Annotated in this window: 12 protein-coding genes; 2 read left to right on the forward strand and 10 right to left on the reverse strand. The window is 70.8% G+C overall.

The window, feature by feature from the left end; all coding sequences use genetic code 11:
• Nucleotides 1-96 precede the first annotated feature (96 nt).
• Nucleotides 97-1,482 carry a glycine--tRNA ligase gene (locus ACEYYH_RS19610; protein WP_116195491.1) on the reverse strand — a complete coding sequence of 462 codons (1,386 nt, stop codon included), beginning with the start codon at nucleotides 1,480-1,482 and terminating at the stop codon, nucleotides 97-99.
• 184 nt (nucleotides 1,483-1,666) lie between these two features.
• On the opposite strand from ACEYYH_RS19610, the gene ACEYYH_RS19615 reads away from it, so the two are divergent.
• Nucleotides 1,667-2,743 carry a class I SAM-dependent methyltransferase gene (locus tag ACEYYH_RS19615; RefSeq protein WP_374975967.1) on the forward strand — a complete coding sequence of 359 codons (1,077 nt, stop codon included), beginning with the start codon at nucleotides 1,667-1,669 and terminating at the stop codon, nucleotides 2,741-2,743.
• Here the strand turns inward: ACEYYH_RS19615 and ACEYYH_RS19620 are convergent.
• From ACEYYH_RS19620 to ACEYYH_RS19635, 4 genes are all read right to left on the reverse strand, one after another.
• Nucleotides 2,725-3,774 (reverse strand): hypothetical protein, encoded by a 1,050-nt coding sequence (locus ACEYYH_RS19620; RefSeq protein WP_374975968.1) that lies wholly within the window; start codon nucleotides 3,772-3,774, stop codon nucleotides 2,725-2,727. The genes ACEYYH_RS19615 and ACEYYH_RS19620 overlap by 19 nt on opposite strands.
• A gap of 11 nt (nucleotides 3,775-3,785) precedes the next feature.
• On the reverse strand, nucleotides 3,786-5,645 hold the full coding sequence (locus ACEYYH_RS19625) for a substrate-binding domain-containing protein (RefSeq protein WP_374975969.1): 1,860 nt from the start codon (nucleotides 5,643-5,645) through the stop codon (nucleotides 3,786-3,788).
• 63 nt (nucleotides 5,646-5,708) lie between these two features.
• Nucleotides 5,709-7,046, reverse strand: a complete 1,338-nt coding sequence (locus tag ACEYYH_RS19630; protein ID WP_374975970.1) for an alpha-hydroxy-acid oxidizing protein — start codon at nucleotides 7,044-7,046, stop codon at nucleotides 5,709-5,711.
• Between the two features lie 84 nt (nucleotides 7,047-7,130).
• The gene (locus ACEYYH_RS19635; RefSeq protein ID WP_374975971.1) at nucleotides 7,131-8,966 is read right to left on the reverse strand and encodes a glycoside hydrolase family 15 protein; all 1,836 of its coding nucleotides are present in this window, start codon (nucleotides 8,964-8,966) and stop codon (nucleotides 7,131-7,133) included.
• Nucleotides 8,967-9,472: 506 nt separating this feature from the next.
• Between ACEYYH_RS19635 and ACEYYH_RS19640 the strand changes: the two genes are divergently transcribed.
• Nucleotides 9,473-15,793 carry a fibronectin type III domain-containing protein gene (locus ACEYYH_RS19640; protein WP_374975972.1) on the forward strand — a complete coding sequence of 2,107 codons (6,321 nt, stop codon included), beginning with the start codon at nucleotides 9,473-9,475 and terminating at the stop codon, nucleotides 15,791-15,793.
• Nucleotides 15,794-15,988: 195 nt separating this feature from the next.
• On the opposite strand, the gene ACEYYH_RS19645 is transcribed toward ACEYYH_RS19640, so the two are convergent.
• The 5 genes from ACEYYH_RS19645 to ACEYYH_RS19665 form a co-directional block, all read right to left on the reverse strand.
• Nucleotides 15,989-16,873, reverse strand: a complete 885-nt coding sequence (locus ACEYYH_RS19645) for a hypothetical protein (protein ID WP_374975973.1) — start codon at nucleotides 16,871-16,873, stop codon at nucleotides 15,989-15,991.
• 18 nt (nucleotides 16,874-16,891) lie between these two features.
• Nucleotides 16,892-18,025 (reverse strand): o-succinylbenzoate synthase, encoded by a 1,134-nt coding sequence (gene menC, locus ACEYYH_RS19650; RefSeq protein WP_374975974.1) that lies wholly within the window; start codon nucleotides 18,023-18,025, stop codon nucleotides 16,892-16,894.
• A 39-nt stretch (nucleotides 18,026-18,064) separates the two neighbouring features.
• On the reverse strand, nucleotides 18,065-18,223 hold the full coding sequence (locus ACEYYH_RS19655; protein ID WP_374975975.1) for a hypothetical protein: 159 nt from the start codon (nucleotides 18,221-18,223) through the stop codon (nucleotides 18,065-18,067).
• A 187-nt stretch (nucleotides 18,224-18,410) separates the two neighbouring features.
• Entirely contained in the window at nucleotides 18,411-19,328 is a 918-nt protein-coding gene (locus tag ACEYYH_RS19660; RefSeq protein WP_374975976.1) for a cyclase family protein, read from the reverse strand.
• 306 nt (nucleotides 19,329-19,634) lie between these two features.
• Entirely contained in the window at nucleotides 19,635-20,348 is a 714-nt protein-coding gene (locus tag ACEYYH_RS19665; protein ID WP_374975977.1) for a GNAT family N-acetyltransferase, read from the reverse strand.
• Between the last annotated feature and the right edge of the window lie 67 nt (nucleotides 20,349-20,415).

Consider the following 20,415-nt stretch of genomic DNA (forward strand, 5'->3'; position numbering starts at 1 on the left):
AGATCTCCTGATCTCGCAAACGGCGGAAACGACGGATGCTGCGACCCGGCGGGGTCGCAGCATCCGCCCTTCGGCAAGCTCAGGGAGCGGGAAAGGTCAGGCGCCCTTCAGGCGCTCCGCGAGGTAGGCGTGCAGGCCGTCGAGCGGCACACGCTCCTGGCCCATCGTGTCGCGGTCGCGCACGGTGACGGCGCGGTCGTCGAGCGAGTCGAAGTCGACCGTGACGCAGAAGGGCGTGCCGATCTCGTCCTGGCGGCGGTAGCGGCGGCCGATGGCGCCGGCGTCGTCGAAGTCGATGTTCCAGTCGCCGCGCAGCTGCTCCGCGACCTCGCGGGCGATCGGCGAGAGCTGCTCGTTGCGGGACAGCGGGAGCACGGCGACCTTCACGGGAGCCAGGCGCGGGTCGAGCTTCAGCACCGTGCGGGTGTCGGTGCCGCCCTTCGCGTTCGGCGCCTCCTCCTCGTGGTACGCATCGACGAGGAACGCCATCATCGCGCGGGTGAGGCCGAACGATGGCTCGATGACGTACGGGATGTACTTCTCTCCCGAGGCCTGGTCGAAGTACGTGAGCGACTGGCCCGACGCCTCGGAGTGCGAGCCGAGGTCGTAGTCGGTGCGGTTGGCGACGCCCATGAGCTCGCCCCACTCCTTGCCGGCGAAGCCGAAGCGGTACTCGACGTCGATCGTGCCGTCGGAGTAGTGGGCGCGGTCCTCTTCGGGCACGTCGAAGCGGCGCATGTTGTCGGGGTCGATGCCGAGGCCGACGAACCAGTCCCAGCACTCGTCGACCCAGTGCTCGAACCACTCCTGCGCCTCGGCGGGCGGCACGAAGTACTCGATCTCCATCTGCTCGAACTCGCGCGTGCGGAAGATGAAGTTGCCGGGCGTGATCTCGTTGCGGAACGCCTTGCCGACCTGGCCGATGCCGAACGGGGGCTTCTTGCGGCTGGCGGTGAGCACATTCGAGAAGTTGACGAAGATGCCTTGCGCCGTCTCGGGTCGCAGGAAGTACAGGCCCGACTCGTCGTCGACGACGCCGAGGTAGGTCTTGACCAGGCCCGAGAACGCCTTGGGCTCGGTGTACTGGCCCTTCGTGCCGCAGTTGGGGCAGGGGACGTCGGCGAGGCCGTTCTCGGCCTTGCGCCCCTTGCGCGCCTCGAAATCCTCGATCAGGTTGTCGGCACGGAAGCGCTTGTGGCAGTGAAGACACTCGACGAGCGGGTCGGTGAAGGTCGCGACGTGACCGGATGCCTCCCACACGCGTTTGGGCAGGATGATCGACGAGTCGAGGCCGACCATGTCGCCGCGGCCGCGCACGAACGTCTGCCACCACTGACGGCGGATGTTCTCCTTGAGCTCCGTGCCGAGGGGACCGTAGTCCCACGCCGACCGCGACCCGCCATAGATCTCACCCGCTTGGAACACGAACCCGCGATGACGGGCGAGGGCGATGACTTTGTCGAGGCGAGACTGCTCGGCCACGGTGGCTCCAATGGTCGGGAGGGGGATGCACGAAGGTGCGAGAGGCCGCTTGACGCGGCATCCGTCAATCCTAGTCGTGCGGCGCCGGACGGATCCGGTGAGGAATCCGGGACTCTGGCGCGCGGGCCAGGACCGGCCTAGCATGTGCGGCATCGAGCGGACGCAGCGATGGGGAGGCTCCGTCATGGACGAGACCGCGACCGAGAAGACCACCGAGCAGGGGGCCGAGGAGTTCGGGGGCCGCGTGTTCGGCCAGCTGCTCGAGGCGATGGAGCTGCTGTCGATCTACCTGGGAGACCGGCTCGGTCTGTACGAGGCGCTCCTGCAGGGGCCCGCGACGTCGGCCGAGCTGTCGGCGCGCGCCGGCGTGCACGAGCGCTACGCCCGGGAGTGGCTCGAGCAGCAGGCTGTCGCCGGCATCCTCGAAGTCGATGGCGACGCGACGTTCCGCCTGCCGGCCGCGCAGGCCGAAGTCCTCACCGACCCCGCCTCGTTGGCGTACTCCGCACCGTTCGCGAGGCTCTTCGTGTCGGCCGCAGCCCAGATGCCCGCGCTGCTCGACGCCTACCGCTCGGGTGGCGGCGTGCCATGGGCGCGTTTCGGCGTCGACGCCCGCGATGGTCAGGGCGACGTCAACCGGCCCTGGTTCGAGCAGGCGCTGGCGGGGGCACTCGCTGCCGTGCCTGCCGTGCACGGCGTCCTCTCGCGGCCCGACGCCGGGATCGCCGACGTCGCGTGCGGCCACGGGTGGTCGACCATCGCACTCGCCCGCGCCTACCCCGACGCCATCGTCGACGGCTTCGACCTCGACGAGCCGGCGATCGCGTCGGCGCGGGAGCACGCGGCCGGGATCGAGAACGTGACCTTCTCGGAGCTGCGCGGGGAGCAGCTGGCTGAACAGGGCGAGGAGCGGTACGACGCGGCATTCCTCTTCGAGGCGCTGCACGACATGCCCGACCCGATCGGCGTGCTCTCGGCGATCCGCCGGGCTCTGCGCCAGGACGGGATCGTCGTCGTGATGGACGAGGCCGTCGCCGAGACGTTCGCCGCGCGCGGCGACGAGGTCGAGCGCGCGATGTACGGGTACAGCCTCCTGATGTGCCTGCCCGATTCGATGTCGACGCCCGGCTCGATCGCCACCGGCACCGTCATGCGACCCGCCACGCTCGAGCGGTACGCGCGGGAGGCGGGTTTCAGCGCCGTCACCGTGCTGCCGATCGAGGGTTTCGCGGCGTTCCGGTTCTACCTGCTCGAGCCCTGAGCGCCACCCGGCCCGGTGTCATCCTGTGCGCGGTCGAACGCGCGATCCCACTCCTGCAGCTCCTTGCGCCGGCCGATGAGGCCGTCGAGCGACACCTGGAAGTGGAGGCCGCGGCGCGCGTTGACCTGCTTGATGTTCTCGACGAGCTCGGTCGAGAACGACGTCAGCGCGGTCCGCACCTCGCGGACGCGTTCGACGGGGTCGTCCCACAGGTCGGGGTGCTGCAGGATGTCGAGCAGGTAATCGCGGTCGAGCGCCGCCGTGAGCTTGCGCAGCGTCTCGCCGTACTCGACGGCGGCGGTGGCGCGCTGCCCCTCGTCGCCTTGACGGTCGAGCCGGTCGAAGAGCTCGGTCGTGTTGTTCGCGACGGTCACGATCTCGCTCGCCACCTCGGTGGCATCGCGATTTCCGGATGCCCCGGCCGCCGCGTACTCGCCGCTCAGCGCGCGCAGCCGCTCGACGAGCGGGCGCACGGTGTCGGGAAGCGGCGCGTGATGGCCCGCCGAGCCGCGGCGGCGACGGAGCGACCTCGCCATCGTGAAGGTCGCGGCGCCGAGCGCGACCAGCACCGCGACTCCGACCGCCAGGCCGATCGCGAGGCCGGCATCCCCGCCGCCCTGGCCGGAGTCGGAGGGGGTCGCGGCGACCACGCCGTCGACGGTCTGCAGGATCGCGCCCTCGAGCGAGTCGGCCGAGTTCTCGGCCTCGTTCGCGATGAGGGTCGCTTCGCCGGCCTCGAGCACGCGGGATCCGGCGGAGAGATCGTCGCCGACCGCGACGATGATCGTCTGGTAGCCGGGCAGCCCTGCGAGCTCCGTCACGATCTCTGGCCCCGTCGCCTCGAGCGCGGCGTTGTCGGAGAACACCGCGACGGCGATCGACTCGTCGGTCACCTGCTGCTCCAGCGTCTGTCGCAGGGCGTCCGCCCCCGACACCTCGTCGGACACGTAGACGTTGTTCTGCGCGAGCGCGTCTGCGGCCTCGCCGACGTAGACGCCGCCGGTTCCGTCGGCGGCCCAGGTCTGCAGCATCCGTCCGCCGTTCAGAAGTTGTTGATGACGGACGCGAAGACGAGGTCGATCTTCGCGGCGTCCGACGCGTCGAACCACTGGCCGCCGGTCGCCTCGGCGATCCGCTGCAGAGCGCCGGTGTCGGCGCCCTCGCCGTACGCGATCGGGAAGATGCGCACCGGGGCCTCGTCGCCGCCCTCCTTCGAGGAGGCGCCGATCTTGGCGACGAGCGAGTCCAGCGAGATCTCGGAGTCGGTGTCCTGGCCGTCCGACAGCAGCACGATCGCGTTGATCCGGCCGGGCTGCGCCCGCGCGACCATCTCGTCGTAGGCCGCGGCGATCGCGTCGTACAGCGGCGTGCCGTCGCGGTGGGCGAAGCGCAGGTCGTCGAGCGAGGAGTCGACGGACTCCCGGTCGGACGCCAGCGGGGACACGTCCCGCAGCACGACGATGTTCTCGCCGGCCGCCGACTCCACGCCGGTCGTGAACGCCCATACCCCGACCTCGTCCGACGAGCGGAAGTGGCCGAGGGTGGCCTGCGCGCCCTCGATCGCGCCGTCGAGCTTCGAGCGGCCGTCGCCGATCGCCTCGTCCATCGAGCCCGAGATGTCGATCACCTCGAGCACCGACGACGGCTTGCGGATCTGCGTCCACTGGTCGATCGCGGCCGACACCACGTCGACGGCCGGCTTCGGCAACGTGATGGCGGGCCCGGCGGGATCGACCCCGTACTCGGCCGTGAAGAGGTCGCCCAGCGGCACCGAGGCATCCAGCGGGCGGAAGCCGTAGTCGGGAAGGATCTCCTGCGCCGCATCGGTCTGCAGGAACGCCGCGAACGCCGCGCCGGCCTCTGCCTGCTCGCGCGTGACCCAGTCCGCGCCGAGCACCGTGATCGGATTGTCGGACCACATCGAGCCGCCCGACGGGTACACCGCGACGAGCTTCTCCTTCGGCGGGGTGAGCGTCTCGCCCGGCTGGACCGTGTGCGAGTCGGGGTTGCCCTGGTTGTAGTTGAGCAGCGACGTCTCTTCGAGCGCGACCGCCGAGACGTACCCCGAACCGCCGGCCCCGTTCTGCGTCTCGTCGTAGAGCCGCGTCAGGACCTTGCCGGTCGTGTCGCCGTAGTGGATCACGCACTCCTCGAACACGCGCGAGAACTCCGCGGCCGCGGCCACGTCGTCCGCGGTGAGGTCGGCGGACTTGCCGGCGGCCTCGTACGACTGCATCAGGATCGCCGAGAGCCCGGTCGTCGAGGTGTTGGGGTTCGTCTTCGAGATCTTGAACGATCCCCACAGCGGCTTGCCGACGCTCGCCCAGCCCTCGGGGTCCTGGCAGAGCGCCTCGAAGTCGGAGATGCCGATCGGCGACGCCGGGTAGCCGAGCGCCTTGGCCATCGTCTCGGGAACGCCGAACACGACCGGCGTGTGGGTGAACGATTCGGGCTCGCCGACGAGGGAAGCGGATGCTGCGGCCGCGACCCGATCGGTCCAGACGGTCGACGCGGGCGACCACATCGCCGGCCAGCGGCGCGTGTCGTCGTCGGGCCAGTCGCCGCCCGCCGTCAGGAAGCGGGTCGCGTCGCCCGACGAGACGTTGATCGGGTGCACCGTCGCACACTCGGCGAGCTCAGCGTGCTGGGACGACTCCTTGAAGGCGTCGGCCAGCGCGTCGAGCATGTTGACCTTCTCGGACGAGGTCGCGACGACGACACTCGTGCAGCCGTCGTCGGCGAAGTCGCCGTCGCCCCGTCCCTCGGTCACGGGGTCGGCTCCGAAGCACCCGGTGAGCGCGATCGCCGAGGCGATCAGCAGCGCCCCACCGGCGGAGAGACGCGGTCGGATCCGGGCGAGGGGCGAACTGTCGGCAGGCGAGCGCCGGCTTCGTGCGGCCATGGCAGAAGCCTAAGGCTCAGCGGTCGGCCCGCACAGACGCCGGGAACCTTCCCTGGCGCGGGATCAGGCCTCACGCAGGGCGTCGCGACCCACGTCGGCGATCGAGCTGTGGCCCGACAGCCCCAGCGTGATGTCGAGCTCGGCGAGCACGTTGCGCACCACCTCGCGCACGCCGGTCTCGCCGGCGATGCCGAGGCCGTAGGCGTAAGGGCGCCCGAGCGCGACCGCGGTCGCGCCGAGCGCGAGCGCGATGAACACGTCGGAGCCCTGCCGTACGCCGGAATCGAACACGATCGGCACGCGCCCGGCGACGCGCTCGGCGATCGTGGGCAGCACCTCGAGAGTCGGCACGGACTGGTCGATCTGGCGCCCGCCGTGGTTCGAGATCCAGATGCCGTCGACGCCGGCGTCGAGGGCGCGGATCGCGTCGTCGGGATGGACGATGCCCTTCAGGATGATCGGCAGCGACGTCCACCGCCGGGCCTTTGCGAGGTCGTCCCACGTGAGCGCGGGAGTCGAGAACACGTCGAGGAACGTCTCCACCGCCGCGCGCGGCAGCGGCGAGCGCAGGTTCTCGCGCACACTGCTCGTCCCCGTGAGCGCCGCGCCCTTGCGCGCGATGCGCACTCCCGCGGCGACCGCTTTCGGGGTGACCTTGACGGGCGGTGCAGCGTCGGCAGCAGCATCCGTCCCCCGCGACCGCTCGCGCACCAGCTGCTGGAAGACGGGGTCGCTCGAGTACTGCGCGATGCCCATGGCGCGGGTGAACGGCAGGTAGGCGAGGTCGAGGTCGCGCGTGCGCCAGCCGAGCAGGTGGGTGTCGAGCGTCACGACGACGGCTTCGCACCCGGATGCTTCGGCCCGGCCGAGCAGCGACGCGTTGAGCTCGTCGGAGGCCGACCAGTAGAGCTGGAACAGCCGCGATCCGTCGGGAGCCGCCGCGGCGATCTCCTCCATCGGGAAGGACGCCTGGTTCGAGAGCGTGTACGGCACGCCGAGGGAGGCCGCGGCCCGTGCCACCGCGAGGTCGGCGTCGGCGTGGGCCATCTCCATGACCCCGAGCGGGGCGAGCAGGAGCGGGGTCGCACGGCGGACGCCGAGGAAGTCGATCGACAGGTCGCGCGCCGACACATCCCGCAGCGGCCTCGGCCACACCTGCCACCGGCCGAAGGCGGCGCGGTTCGCGGCGACGGTGCGCTCGGCGCCCGCTCCGCCGGCGATATAGGCGAACGCCTCGGCGCTCAGCGCCTTGCGCGCCGCGGTCTCGAGGGCGTCGGTGTCGACGGGCACACGAGGCCGGGTGCCGCTGATGCCGGCGCGGTAGATCTCGGACTGCGTCCGGCGTGAGATGCCGCGAGATGTCGCGACGGGGTCTGCGGGCGCGGCGCCACTGTGAGCCATGGCGCCAGCCTAACCAGGGCGCTCCGCGGGCTCTGCGCGAATACACGATGGTGCGGATGCCGCGAATCGCGGCATCCGGCGATGTCAAAGATCGAGCTGCCGGTCGAGGTTCACCGCCGCGTTGATGAGCGACAGGTGGCTGAACGCCTGGGGGAAGTTGCCCAGCTGCTCACCGGTCAGCCCGATCTCCTCGGCGTAGAGCCCCAGGTGGTTGGCATACGTGAGCATCTTCTCGAATGTCAGGCGTGCTTCTTCGGTGCGTCCCGTGCGCGTGAGCGCGTCGACGTACCAGAACGAGCAGAGCGTGAAGGTGCCCTCCGAGCCGCGCAGCCCATCGGGCGACGCGGCCGGGTTGTAGCGGTACACGAGGCTGTCCGACACGAGCTCCGCCTCCATCGCCTCGAGAGTCGAGAGCCACTTCGGGTCGCGCGGTGAGACGACGCCCATGACCGGCATGATGAGGTTCGCGGAATCCAGCACGTCGCTCCCCTCGTGCTGCACGAAGGCACCGCGATCGGCATCCCACGACGTGGCCATGAGCTTCCGGTAGACCTCATCGCGCTGGCCGCGCCATCGCACGATGTCGGCGGGTCGGCCGCCGGATTCGGCGAGACGGATGCCGCGATCCAGCGCCACCCAGCACATGAAGCGCCCGAACGTGAACTTCTTCCGTCCACCGCGGGTCTCCCAGACCCCCTCCTCGGGCTGATCCCAGTTGTCGCAGACCCAGTCGAGCATGCGGCTCACGTCGGACCATTCGCCGTCGCTGAGATGGAAGCCGTGCTCGGCGGCGAGCCGGATGGAGTCCATCGCCTCGCCGTAGATGTCGAGCTGCAGCTGGTCGGCCGCGCCGTTGCCGATGCGCACCGGCGACGAGTCGCGATAGCCGCGCCACTGCGGCAATGTCGTCTCTGCGAGATCGGACGTTCCGTCGACGCGATACATGATCTTGAGCGGGCCGGACTCGTCGCCCGCGCTCTCCTGCACCCGGTCGGTGAGCCACTGCACGAAGGCCTCCGCCTCGTCGCGGTAGCCCAAGCCGAGCAGGGCCTGCACCGAGAACGATGCGTCGCGGATCCAGGTGTAGCGGTAATCCCAGTTGCGCTCGCCCCCGACCTGCTCGGGCAGGCCCGCCGTGGGAGCGGCGACCAGGGCGCCGGAGGGCGCATAGGTGAGGAGCTTCAGCGTGATGGCCGATCGGTGCACCATCTCGCGCCAGCGGCCCCGATACGTCGAGCGTCCCACCCAGTCGCGCCAGAAGCGCTGGGTCTCGAGATACATCCGCTCGAGCTCATCGATCGAGACGCGACGCGGCGCGGCGCCGCCCGTCTCGATGAGCACGCCCGTGCGCTCGCCGGCGTGCAGCGTGCCGTGGACGCGCAGTCCGCCTTCGACCAGTTCGATCGTGCCCGCCTGCTGCTCGCCGCGGCGGATGATCTCGCCGACGCGGTGCACGGTGAGCGACTGATCCCCGCCCCGGAACAGCACCCCGTCGCCGAGCGCCGGTTCGACGCCGGTGTGCGCGACGGTCCCGTACGTGAACGCGGGCCTGATCTCGCCGACGAACGTCATGGACCCCCGGACGACGCGGATGAGACGCGCGATGCGGTGCCGATCGGTCGGTTCGTCGCCCGCGATGGGCATGAAGTCGAGGACCTCGCCGACGCCCTCCTGAGTCATGAACCGAGTGAGCAGGATGGCCGTGTCAGGAAGATACAGCTGCCGAGTCACGTAATCGTCGGTCTCGGGGCGCACGCGGCAGAAGCCGCCGCGCCGCGCGTCCAGGAGCGACCCGAACACGCTCGGCGAGTCGAACCGCGGCGCGCAGAACCAGTCGATCGACCCCTCGGTGTCGACGAGCGCGGCGGTCTGCAGGTCGCCGATCAGCCCGTGGTCCGAGATGTCGGGATACTCGCTCATGGGTCCGCCCCCTGCTCGTGCCTGCCATCCGCCGTCGGTGGCGCCGGCACGATGTCGAGCACGCGCGCGGACATGGCGCCAGCCTAGTGGCGCGCGTCCCGCCGGCAGCAGGGACTTCCCCGCTTCTTGCGCCGGGTCGGTCCTCACGCAGCGCGCCGCGGGGTCCGACGTCGGCAATCGCGTCGAGCCCGCCGCCGACACGGTCCGTATACGTATCGGCGACGGGGGTTGGGAAAGCGCTCGCCGGGAACCTTAGGGCATCGGACGCCGGCTGCGCAAGGCGTGCCGGTCACCTCGTAAAAACGTTTCACGAAGTTCTTGCCTCACGACGCGACGCCGTGCCAGACTGCGAGCGACCGCGCACGGGAAACGCTTTCCGTGCGGTCGACAACAAAATCGGACCGCGACCCCGTCGCGATCCACCGGACAGGGCTCGAGTCCGTACGCGCCCGGTTCACAGACGACGGATGCCGCGACGCCGCGGTGTGCGCCGTCATCCTTTGCCGATGCTGACAACAGGAGGAACCGTGCCCCACGTGTGGCGACCTGCACCTCACGCCCCCACCGCCCGCGCACCCCGCCGCGGGCTTCGACTCACCGCGATCGCCGGCGCCACCGCCGTGGTCGCGGCGCTCATCACCGCGACCCCCGCCGCGGCCCTGCTCCCCGCGGCCGAAGACGGCGCCTGGCGATTCGACTTCGGCACCGCGACAGGCGCCGTCGCCGAAGGCTGGCAGCAGGTGCGGACGACGTCGCTGTATACCGCCGAGGCAGGCTGGGGCGTCACCGTCCCCGAGGGCGCCACGCTGTTCGACCGCGATCGCAGCACCGACGGCTCCCCTGTCGGCCCGATGGAGGACGACTTCGTCGCCGGCACGAACTGGGGCTTCCAGCTCGACGGCGTCCCCGAGGGCGACTACGAGGTCACCGTGACGATCGGCGACGGTCTGAGCTCTGCGTCGGGCACGAACGCCACCGTGACCCTCGAAGGCGTCGCCCAGACGCGCATGACCTCGGCGCGCGGCCTCCACACCACGGCGACGTTCAGCACGACCGTCACCGACGGCCAGCTCACGGTCGGCTTCACCGGCTCGGGTCTCGGCGCGTACGTCAACGGCCTCGTCGTCGCCCCCATCGTGCCCGACGCGCCCGCCGAGCTCGCCACGACCCGCGTCGCCTGGAACGGCGTCGACCTGACGTGGGCCGCTGTCGAGGGCGCCACGACGTACCACGTGCTCCGCGCAGCCGTGGCGAACGACACCACGGGCGAGTTCGCTCGGATCGCCGAGACGACCGACCCCTCCTACAGCGACACCTCGGTCGCCGAGGGCGCCTCGTACGCCTACGCGGTCGTGGCCGTCAATGACGACGGCGTGACCTCCGCCCCCTCCGCGGAGGTGCGATCGGGCGTCATCCCCGAGCTCGTCGCCCCCGCGGCGCCGGGCGACCTCGCCGTCGCGCAGGTCACGCGCGACGCGGTCGTGCTGTCGTGGTCGGCTGTCGCGAACGGCGACGAGTACGTCGTCGAGCGCGCCGGCGCCGACGGTGTCTTCTCCGTGCTCGCGACGGTCGCGACGCCCGGATACACGGATGCTGCCGACACGGCGCAGCAGTGGACCTACCGCGTCAGCGCGCGCAACCAGGCGGGTGCCTCGCCGGCCTCGGCACCGGTCACCTCGAACATCTACACCGCTCCGGCCCCGCTTCCCGCGGGCGACGTGGTGACGTTCGACTTCGGTCCGGGCCAGGTGGCCGAGGGCGCACTGTCGGTGACGTCGTCGACGGCGTACAACGCGGAGTGGGGCTACGGCTTCTCGACCGCGCCGAGCACGGCGACGCCCGACGTCGACCGCGGTGGCGACGACCCCCTGCGCGGCGACTTCGTCGCGGCAGCGGGCTCGACCTTCGAGGTCGACCTCGGCGCCGGCGACTACTCGGTGCGCCTCGTGTCGGGCGACGCAGAGGCGCCGACCACGACGACCGTGACGGCCGAGAGCATCGCGAAGGTCCTGGCGAACCCGCAGGCCGCGGGCGCGTACCTCGACATGTCGTTCACGATCGCCCTCGTCGACGGCACGCTGACCCTGCAGTTCGCGGGCGACGCGCCCGCCGTCAACGCCCTGACGATCACACGCCTGCCAGCGCGTGTCGCCGGGGCCATCTCGACGGCGTTCATCACGGGCGACTCGACCGTGCAGACCTACGATCCGATCGCCTACGCACCGCAGGCCGGCTGGGGCCAGATGATCGACCGGTTCTTCGCCGACGACATCGCCTTCGCCAACCACGCCATCGGCGGCCGCTCGTCCAAGAACTTCATCACGCAGGGCCGTCTCGACGAGGTGCTGCGCAGCATCCGTCCCGGCGACTACCTCTTCGTGCAGTTCGGGCACAACGACGCGACGCAGGGCGTCGACGACCGATACGCCAGCCCCGCGGACTACAAGGAGTACCTGCAGGTCTACGTCGAGGGCGCGCGCCAGCGCGGCGCGACCCCGATCCTCGTCACGCCCGTCTCGCGGCGCAGCTTCGACGCGGCGACCGGCCTCTTCAACGTGAGCTTCCCCGAATACGTCGACAAGATGAAGGAGCTCGCGGCCGAGGAGGACGTGCTGCTCGTCGACCTGTCGGCGTCCAGCCGCGCGTACCTGAACGAGATCGGCCCGGAGGCGGCGAAGGCCGTGTTCCTGCACGTCGATCCGGGCATCTTCCCGAACCGGCCGGCCGGCATCGTCGACGACACGCACTTCCAGGAGTACGGCGCCATCCAGATGGCACGGCTCATCGCGCAGGACGTCGCCGACCTCGACTCCCCCCTCGCCGCGAAGGTCGCCGACGTCGCACCACCCGCCGACGTGCCCGCGGCCCCGCAGAACGTGGTGGCCGGCGCGATCAGCAACGGCGGCGCGACGTTGCAGTGGGACGCCTCGCCGACGGCCGACATCTACAAGATCTACCGGCAGGCCGTCGCCGACGCCGCGCCCGAGTGGACGCTCGTGGGCATGGTGACGCAGACCAGCTCGATCGTGCAGGGCCTCGCCGAGGGCACCGGCTACCGGTACCGCGTCGTCGCGGTGAACGGGCGCGGCGAGTCCGCCCCGAGTGCCGCCGTGACGTTCACGACGAAGCAGGCGCTGTACAAGTACGACTTCCAGCTGGCGGGCAACCCGCTCATGGCGGGCTACACCGAGGTCAACCCGAACACGGCCTACACGGCCGAGCGGGGATACGGGTTCCTCAACACGCTCGCTGCGAACGCCGGCCGTGACCGCGGCGCCGCCACCGGCTCGAACGACCTCGTCCGCGACTTCGTGCTGCCGGGCGACAGCTCGACCTTCGCCCTGGACGTGCCCAACGGCACCTACTCGGTGAAGACGTACTCCGGCGACTGGATCGGCTCGACCCGCACGAGCTTCCGCATCGAGGGCAAGGAGGCCGGCACCGGCAACGCCGGCACGGGCAGCGTCAACTCGACGCTGCGCGGACCGTACCTCGTCACCGACGGGCAGCTGAACGTCGAGGCGTACGGCGCCGCGGCGGGGACGCGCCTCAACGGCCTCGAGATCACGCCGATCCTGCTCGGGCCGGTGGGCCTCGAGGTCGCCGATGTGAACGCCGACCCGGCAGCACCGAGCGTGTCGCTGGCGTGGGACGCCGAGCCCGGCCTGACGTGGAACGTCTACCGGACCTCGCCCTTCGACGCGAAGCCGGTGCTCGTCGCCGCGGTGAGCGAGCCGGCGTTCGTCGACACGACCGCCCGCGTCGGGCTCGACTACGCGTACCACGTGACCGCCGTCGACCAGACGAAGCTCGAGTCGGTGCCCTCGGGCACCGTCGAGGTCTCGTTCGTCGAGGCCGATGTCGCGCCGCCGGCGACACCGTCGGGGCTCGCGGTCGAGAGCATCGAGAAGCGCTCGGTGGAGTTCTCGTGGGCGCAGCCGCTCGGCGCGCTGTACTCCCTGGTGTTCCGATCCGAGGTGGAGGGCGAGCGCGGCGAGCTGATCGGCGTGGCCGACGCGGGCCGCTACACCGACACCGACGTGCTCACCACGATCCCGTACTTCTACACGGTCGTCGCGGTGAACGCAGGCGGCGCCGGCGCGGCCTCGGCACAGCTCGGGACCGAGGCGGTGACGGTGCTGCAGCGGCAGGCCGAGTACCTCGACCGTGCCCCGGCGGCGGTGTCGACGGATGCGGGCAACCTGGTGTCGTGGCGCATGCTCGGCACCGATCCCGACAGCGTCGCCTTCCACGTCTACCGCGACGGCACGCGGATCACCTCCACGCCGGTCACCGACTCGACGAACTATCTCGACGAGGCCGGGGGCGCAGCATCCGTCTACTTCATCACCACCGTGCTGGACGACGTCGAGACCACTGAGACGGTCTCGTTCGGCGTGCAGACCGGCGCGTACCGGGCGGTGCCGCTCGACAAGCCGGCCGACGCGTACAGCAAGGACGGCCAGCCGTACACGTACTCCGCCAACGACACCAGCGTGGGCGACGTGGACGGTGACGGCCAGTACGAGCTGCTCGTGAAGTGGGACCCGTCGAATGCGAAGGACAACTCGCAGGCCGGCTACACCGGCAACGTGTACCTCGACGCCTACCGGCTCGACGGCACGCGGCTGTGGCGCATCGACCTGGGGGTGAACATCCGGGCGGGAGCGCACTACACGCAGTTCCAGGTGTACGACTACGACGGCGACGGCCGGGCCGAGGTCATCATGAAGACCGGCGACGGCACGATCGACGGCGTCGGCCAGCCGATCGGGAACGCCAGCGCCGACCACCGCAACAGCTCGGGCTACGTGCTGACCGGGCCGGAGTACCTCACGGTGTTCAACGGCCTCACCGGCGCCGCGATCGACACCGTCGACTACGTGCCCGCCCGCGGTGATGTCGGGGCCTGGGGCGACGCGTATGGCAACCGGGTCGACCGGTTCCTCGCGGCGACGGCCTACCTCGACGGCGAGCACCCGAGCGCGGTCTTCAGCCGTGGGTACTACACCCGCGCGGTGATGGCGGCGTACGACTTCGACGGCTCGCAGCTCATCCAGCGGTGGGTGCTCGACTCGAACGACGACGGCAACGAGGGCTTCTACGGGGAGGGCAACCACAACCTGTCGGTCGCGGACGTCGACGGCGACTCGAAGGACGAGATCGTCTTCGGCTCGGCGACGGTCGACGACGATGGGGAGCTGCTCTACTCGACCGGTCTCGGCCACGGCGACGCGATCCACGTGTCGGATCTCGTGCCCTCGAACCCGGGCCTCGAGGTGTTCGCGGCCCACGAGGAGATGGGTGCGGCGGGCAACCGCGGCGCGACCATGCGCGACGCGCGCACCGGCGAGATCCTGTGGGACATCCCCGCGGTGAAGGACACCGGTCGCGCCGCGTCGGGCGACATCGACCCGCGCCACGAAGGGTCCGAGGGATGGGCCATCGGCGGCGACGCGGCGTGGAACTCGCCGGTCGGGCAGTTGAAGTCGTCCACGGGCGAGCTCATCGGCGAGAAGATCCCTGCGGCGAACTTCCTCGCGTGGTTCGACGGCGACCCGCTCCGCGAGATCGTCGACCACGACTGGGACGCCACCACGTCACAGGGCGTGCCGACGATCGCCAAGTGGAACTGGGAGACCGAGTCCGCCGACGTGATCGTGAAGGCCGACGGCGCCCGGTCGAACAACTCGACGAAGGGAACACCGAACCTGCAGGCCGACCTGTTCGGCGACTGGCGTGAGGAGATCGCGTGGCGTTCGGCGGACTCGACCGAGCTGCGGATCTACGCGACCACCGCCGAGACCGACCTGCGCATCCGCACGCTGATGCACGACCCGGTCTACCGCCTGTCGGTCGCGTGGCAGAACACCGGCTACAACCAGCCGCCGCAGACCTCGTTCTTCCTCGGCGACGGGATGGATCTGCCTGAGGCGCCGCGCATCGCGGTCACCGGTGACCCTTCGGGAGCGACGGATGCTACAGCCCCGGTGCTCTCCGGAGTCCCGGCCGACGGCACGCTGCTGCCGAGCACGGCGACGTTCACGGTGGCGGTGAGCGCGGACGACCCCGAGTCGGGCGTCCGCAACCTCGACATCGCGTTCGACGGCGTGCCGGTCGCGCCGGGACAGCAGATCGCCCTCGCCGACAAGGTAGGCGTGCACACGCTCACCGTGAACGCGGTCAACCACGACGGCCTCGTCACGGCCGCCTCGGTGCAGCTGCTGGTGTTCGACGACGAAGGCGCGACGGCGGCCCCTGGCCGCGGTGCGCTGTCGACGAACTCGGGCTGGGAGGACGGCCTGCACGACGGCACGTTCACGGTGTCGATGAACCTCTGGTCGGGGGTCAACGGCGCGGTGTACAAGCTGTACGAGAACGGCACGCTCATCTCGACGAAGCTGCTCGACGCGAACTCGCCGAAGGCGCAGCTGTCGACCGTCGACGTGTCGGGCAAGCCCAACGGCACCTACGTGTACACGGGCGAGCTGATCAACGCGAAGGGCACCACCGCGACCACCTCGGTGACCGTGAAGGTGAAGGATGCCGCGCCCGCCACGCCCGTCCTCTCGCACGACAACTGGGACAAGGACGGCAACTACACGGTGACGGCCAACCTGTGGTGGGGCACCAACGGCACGACCTACCGCCTGTTCGAGAACGGCACGGTGATCGACCAGCAGTCCCTCACCGCCGCTTCCCCGAACGCGCAGCAGGCCTCGACCGCCGTCGCGGGACGCGCACCAGGCACGTACATGTACGTCGCCGAGTTCGCGAACGCCGCCGGAGCCACCAGCTCGAAGTCCATCACGGTCACGGTGAAGTAGCCCGGATCACGCAGACGCGGCCGGTCGCCCTCGGGCGGCCGGCCGCTTCGCGCTCTGCGCCGAGCCCGGGGCGTGTCGACTTCGCGCGCCAGAGCGCGCTCCGCTAACGACCGATACGTGGCCTTTGCCCCCTCTCGTTGAGCGAGCGAGGAACGAGCGAGTCGAAACGCGCCAGGGCCGGCGTCAACGCAGGGATCAGCCGCCGAAGCCGCACCAGGCGCCGACCCAGGTCAGGATCTTGCCGCGCATCTCCTCGCCGACGAAGAGCTCGACCTCGCCGGGCTCGCCGTCTACCTCGATGCGCAGCGGGAAGATCGTGCCGCGCTTGTCCTCCTGCACCGCGTGCGGGTCGCAGCGGGTCGGCGTGAGGGGCAGCTGAACCACGACGGGGTCGGCGTCGTCCGCCGTCACGTGGAGGTCGAGGCGGTACAGGTCCTGGTCCGCGGACAGGCCGTCGAAGTCGAGCAGGTTCGTGCGCTCGACTCCGACCAGGGTCGCCTCGGCCTTCCCGGTCGGGGTGACGGTCAGCTCGAGCGCGGCTGGCTCGCCCGACGGTGACGGGGTGAATCCGGTGAAGGCCAGGGCCGCAGCATCCGTCACCCGCTCGAGCAGGCACTCGCGGGCGTGCAGCGCGGCGACGAAGCCGAGCGGGTCAGGAGCGGATGCCGTCGCCTCGGTGCGGCCGGAGTCCGAGACGATCTCGATCACCGCCTCGGCCTCCCCGTCGTCGGGCACCGAGCACTCGACCTCGGGGAGCTGGACGCGGATGTCGGCGGAGCCTCCGGCGGGGATGGTGCTCGCGCGACCGGCGATCACGCGCTGGGCCGTGCCGTCGAAGCGGGGGTCCTCCACGTGGACATCGCCCACGGTCACCGCGGTGTCGGAGGCGTTCGAGATCCGCACCTGCGCCTGGCGGGGTGCGACGTCGGAGCGCAGCTGGTGCAGCTCGACCGTGAGCGCCGGCGTCGGTGCCGGCGTCGGTGCCGGCTCGGGCGGGGAAGGCGTCGCCGCGCAGCCGGTGAGCACGATGGCGCAGACGAGGATCGCGGTGACCCGCGGGGGTGCGTCACGCCACGGCATCCGCAAACGTCCCGGCGGCTACCGCGTGAGGGTCTCGCGCGCGACGGTGAAGTCCTCGAGCGCGACGGGGTCGATGTCGACGCCGAGCCCGTGGCCGATCGGTACGCGCACGTGCCCGTCTTCGAGCACCGCCGGCTCGGTGACGATGTCGCGCGTGTAGAACCGGCTCGAAGCCGACACGTCGCCGGGCAGAGTGAAGCCCGGGAGCGCCGCGAGCGCCGCGTTGGCCGCGCGGCCGATGCCCGTCTCGAGCATGCCGCCGCACCACACCGGCACGCCGGCCGCGAGGCAGCGGTCATGGATCCTGACCGCCTCGAGGTACCCGCCGATGCGGCCCGCCTTGATGTTGATGACGGATGCCGAGCCCAGCGCGAGCGCGTCGGCCGCCGCCTTGTCGGACACGATCGATTCGTCCAGGCACACCGGGGTGCGCAGGCGCTTCGCCAGCGTCGCGTGGTCGACGAGGTCGTCCTCCTGCAGCGGTTGCTCGATGAGGAGGAGGTCGAAGCGGTCGAGCTCGGCCAAGGTGTCGGCATCCGCCATCGTGAAGGCGGAGTTCGCGTCGACCTGCAGCGGGATCGCCCCGAAGGCATCGCGCACCGCGGCCGTGTCGGCGACGTCGCGACCGGGCTTGATCTTGATCTTGATGCGCACGTAGCCCTCGTCGAGGTAGCCGCGCACGTTCTCGACGAGCGCGGCGGGATCGCGCTGGATGCCGACCGACACCCCGCTCGGCACCCGATCGCGCACGGCCCCGGCGTACTCGGCGAAGCTGCGCCCCTCGGCGCGGAGCGCGGCGTCGAGCACGGCGAGCTCGAGTCCGGCCTTGGCCATGCGATGACCCTTGAACGGTTCGAGGGTCTTCGCCACCTCCTCCGGCGCGAGGTGCTCGCGGTCGAGGAGCGCCGGGGCGAGGAAGCGCAGCGCGACGTCCCACGCGCCCTGCGTGTACTCGCTCGAGTACAGCGGATCGGCCTGCGTGACGATCTCGCCCCAGCCGTCGCCGTCCGCGGTGAGCGCCCGGACGACGATGACCTCGCGCACCGTCTCGGTGCCGAAAGACGTGGTGAACGGAGCGACGAGCGGCAGGTGCAGCACCCGCAGCTCGAATCCTTCAAGGGTGACGGATGCTGCCGGGCGGGCGATGGGCATGCGCTCAGCGTACGCCCGGCCGCCGCCGGAGCGAGGCGGTCAGTGCGCGAAGCGCGCGGTCGCGCCGTCTCGGAGGACCGGGACGTACGTCGACCGGGCGACCCGCGGCCGCCGGCGACGCGGTTCTGCCGGCGGGTGCGCCGTTCCCCGCAGTGCGTCGCTGAGAGCGACGATCAGAGTCTCGATGTGCTCGCGCATTGCTTCTTCTCCTCGGTTCGTGTGAGAAGAGCGGCGGGCGTGTGCGCTGATACGTCCGTCTGCCTACCTGTCCGTCACGGTACGCCGGGGTTCCGACATCCCGGCGCCCTCTGTTCACCCGTCACGACGTGCCGCGCGAGCCAGCACTTTGCGACAGGTGAACGGTCTTGCGAATCAGCTTCGAAGGTCAGATGGGGAGTTCGGCGAAGGCGCGCACCGGGAAGGTGCCGAAGCCCTCGACCGCGGGCGGTGCGGCGGTGAAGCGGGCGCCGCGCGGCGGCAGCGAACCGAGGTTCGCCAGGTGCTCCACCACGTGCACGCCGGCACCGAGCAGCAGCGAGTGCGCCGGCCGTTCTCCGCCCGACTCGGTGTCGTCGATGTTCACCGAGTCGATCCCGACGAGCACCGCGCCGGCGTCGACGAGCCACTGCGCCGCCTCGCCCGTCAGGAACGGCGCGCCTACCCCATACTCGGGCTGACCGAACCAGCGGTCCCACCCGGTGTGCAGCAGGACGGCCGCGCCACGCACGTCGCGATCGGCGAGTGTGGATGAGCGGATGCCGCGGCGCGAGGCATGCCACGCATCCTCGAGGTGGAACACCTCGGCGCGCAGGCCCACGAGCGACGACAGGTCGAGGCCCGCCAGATCACTGCCGTCGGCGTACCGGTGGAACGGGGAGTCGAGGTACGTGCCCGTGTTGCCGATCATGTGGATGACATCCATCGCGAACTCGGTGCCGGGAGCGTAGCGGGCGCGCGAGTCCTCTCGGGTGAGGTGGGGCGTGATCGTCGGGGCAGGAAGGCCCGGGTAGGTCACGAGCCCGGCACGGATCGGGTGGCTGAGATCCACGACGCGCGTCCCGCTGGTCGCCGAGGGCGCGGCATCCACTCCCCTGCTCCCGCGATGCGGCTCCTCGACGATGCGCAGGCCTCGGAGCTCCACCTCGTCGACGAGCGCGAGCCCGAGGTGCGCGATCAGCAGCCGGGCGATCTCGTCCTCGGACGCATCGGCGCCCGGAAGGTCGAGCCGGAACCCCGTGCCGGCGAGGCCGCCGCCGTTCGCGAAACGGATGTCGAAGTCGAAGTGGGCGCGGTACTCGGGCATGGCGGTCAGCCTAGGGGCGCAGCATCCGTCAGCCAGCGGAGTGAGCCGCACAATGGCAGGCGATCCGTGCGACTCGGCAGGATCGCTCCGTCGGATGACGATGGACCGCAAGAACGAGGCCGACGGCACACCGGCATGACCGATGAGGAGAAGCGGCGCGATCAGCTGACCTCGGCGCCGAACGCGGTGGGGTCCGACGCGGACCCGCGCATCGACGTCACCCATCGTGGGGGCCTCACCCGCATCGACATCCGCGACGACGCCGACGTGCGGCCGGGCGATCCGACCCGCGACCCCGGGGAGCAGTCAGGGCCGGACCAGCAGGTACCCGCGGTCGTCGTCGAAGCCGCCGATGACGAGGCCCTCGGCCAGGTGCGCGACGAGCTGCTCGCGCACGTGCGCGCGCCAGACCGCGGCATCCACCGGTGTCTCTCGGCGGAGGGTCTCGATGTCGTGCGGGATCTCGACCGATGCGACCACACGCTCGTCGTCGGGCGTGGGAACCGGAGGCGCGGCGAGCGCCCACGACACCATGATCCGGTCGGTCTCGTCGCCGCGGTTGACGCCGTCGTCCATGGGTCCGTAGTGGTTCACGAGGTACTCGGTGACCCGGGTGCCGAGCACGCGCAGGTTGAAGTGGGCATTGCGGGCGACGAGCGGGTCGAAGGTCCACGTGATGTGCCCGACGCCGCGCTCGAGCCCCCACTCCTGCTGGTGCCGCTTCAGCACGCGGCCGAGCCCCTGCGCCTGGTGGTCGGGCAGGACCCCGGTGATGTGGCTGTGCATCGAGCGCGCGGCGGGCTCCGCGAAGAAGGCGACGGATGCCCCGACCATGCGGTCCTCGTCGTAGAGACCGACCGCATAGTTGCCGGCGTGGGCCAGGGCGCGCAGCAGGTTCGGCGGCATGCCGCCGCGGTCGCCGCCCCACACCTCGGCGAGGACGGCCGATGCGCGGTGCACCTCCTCGACGGTGTCGAGGAAGCGGATGTCGATGCCGGGCGGCGTCACGGTCTCGGCCATGTGCTCACGGTACTCCGCCGCTCGCGCATCTCGTCTTCGCGTTTCGACTCGCAAGCTCGCTCAACGA

This window comes from Microbacterium trichothecenolyticum (assembly GCF_041938625.1).
Classification (GTDB): domain Bacteria; phylum Actinomycetota; class Actinomycetes; order Actinomycetales; family Microbacteriaceae; genus Microbacterium; species Microbacterium trichothecenolyticum_D.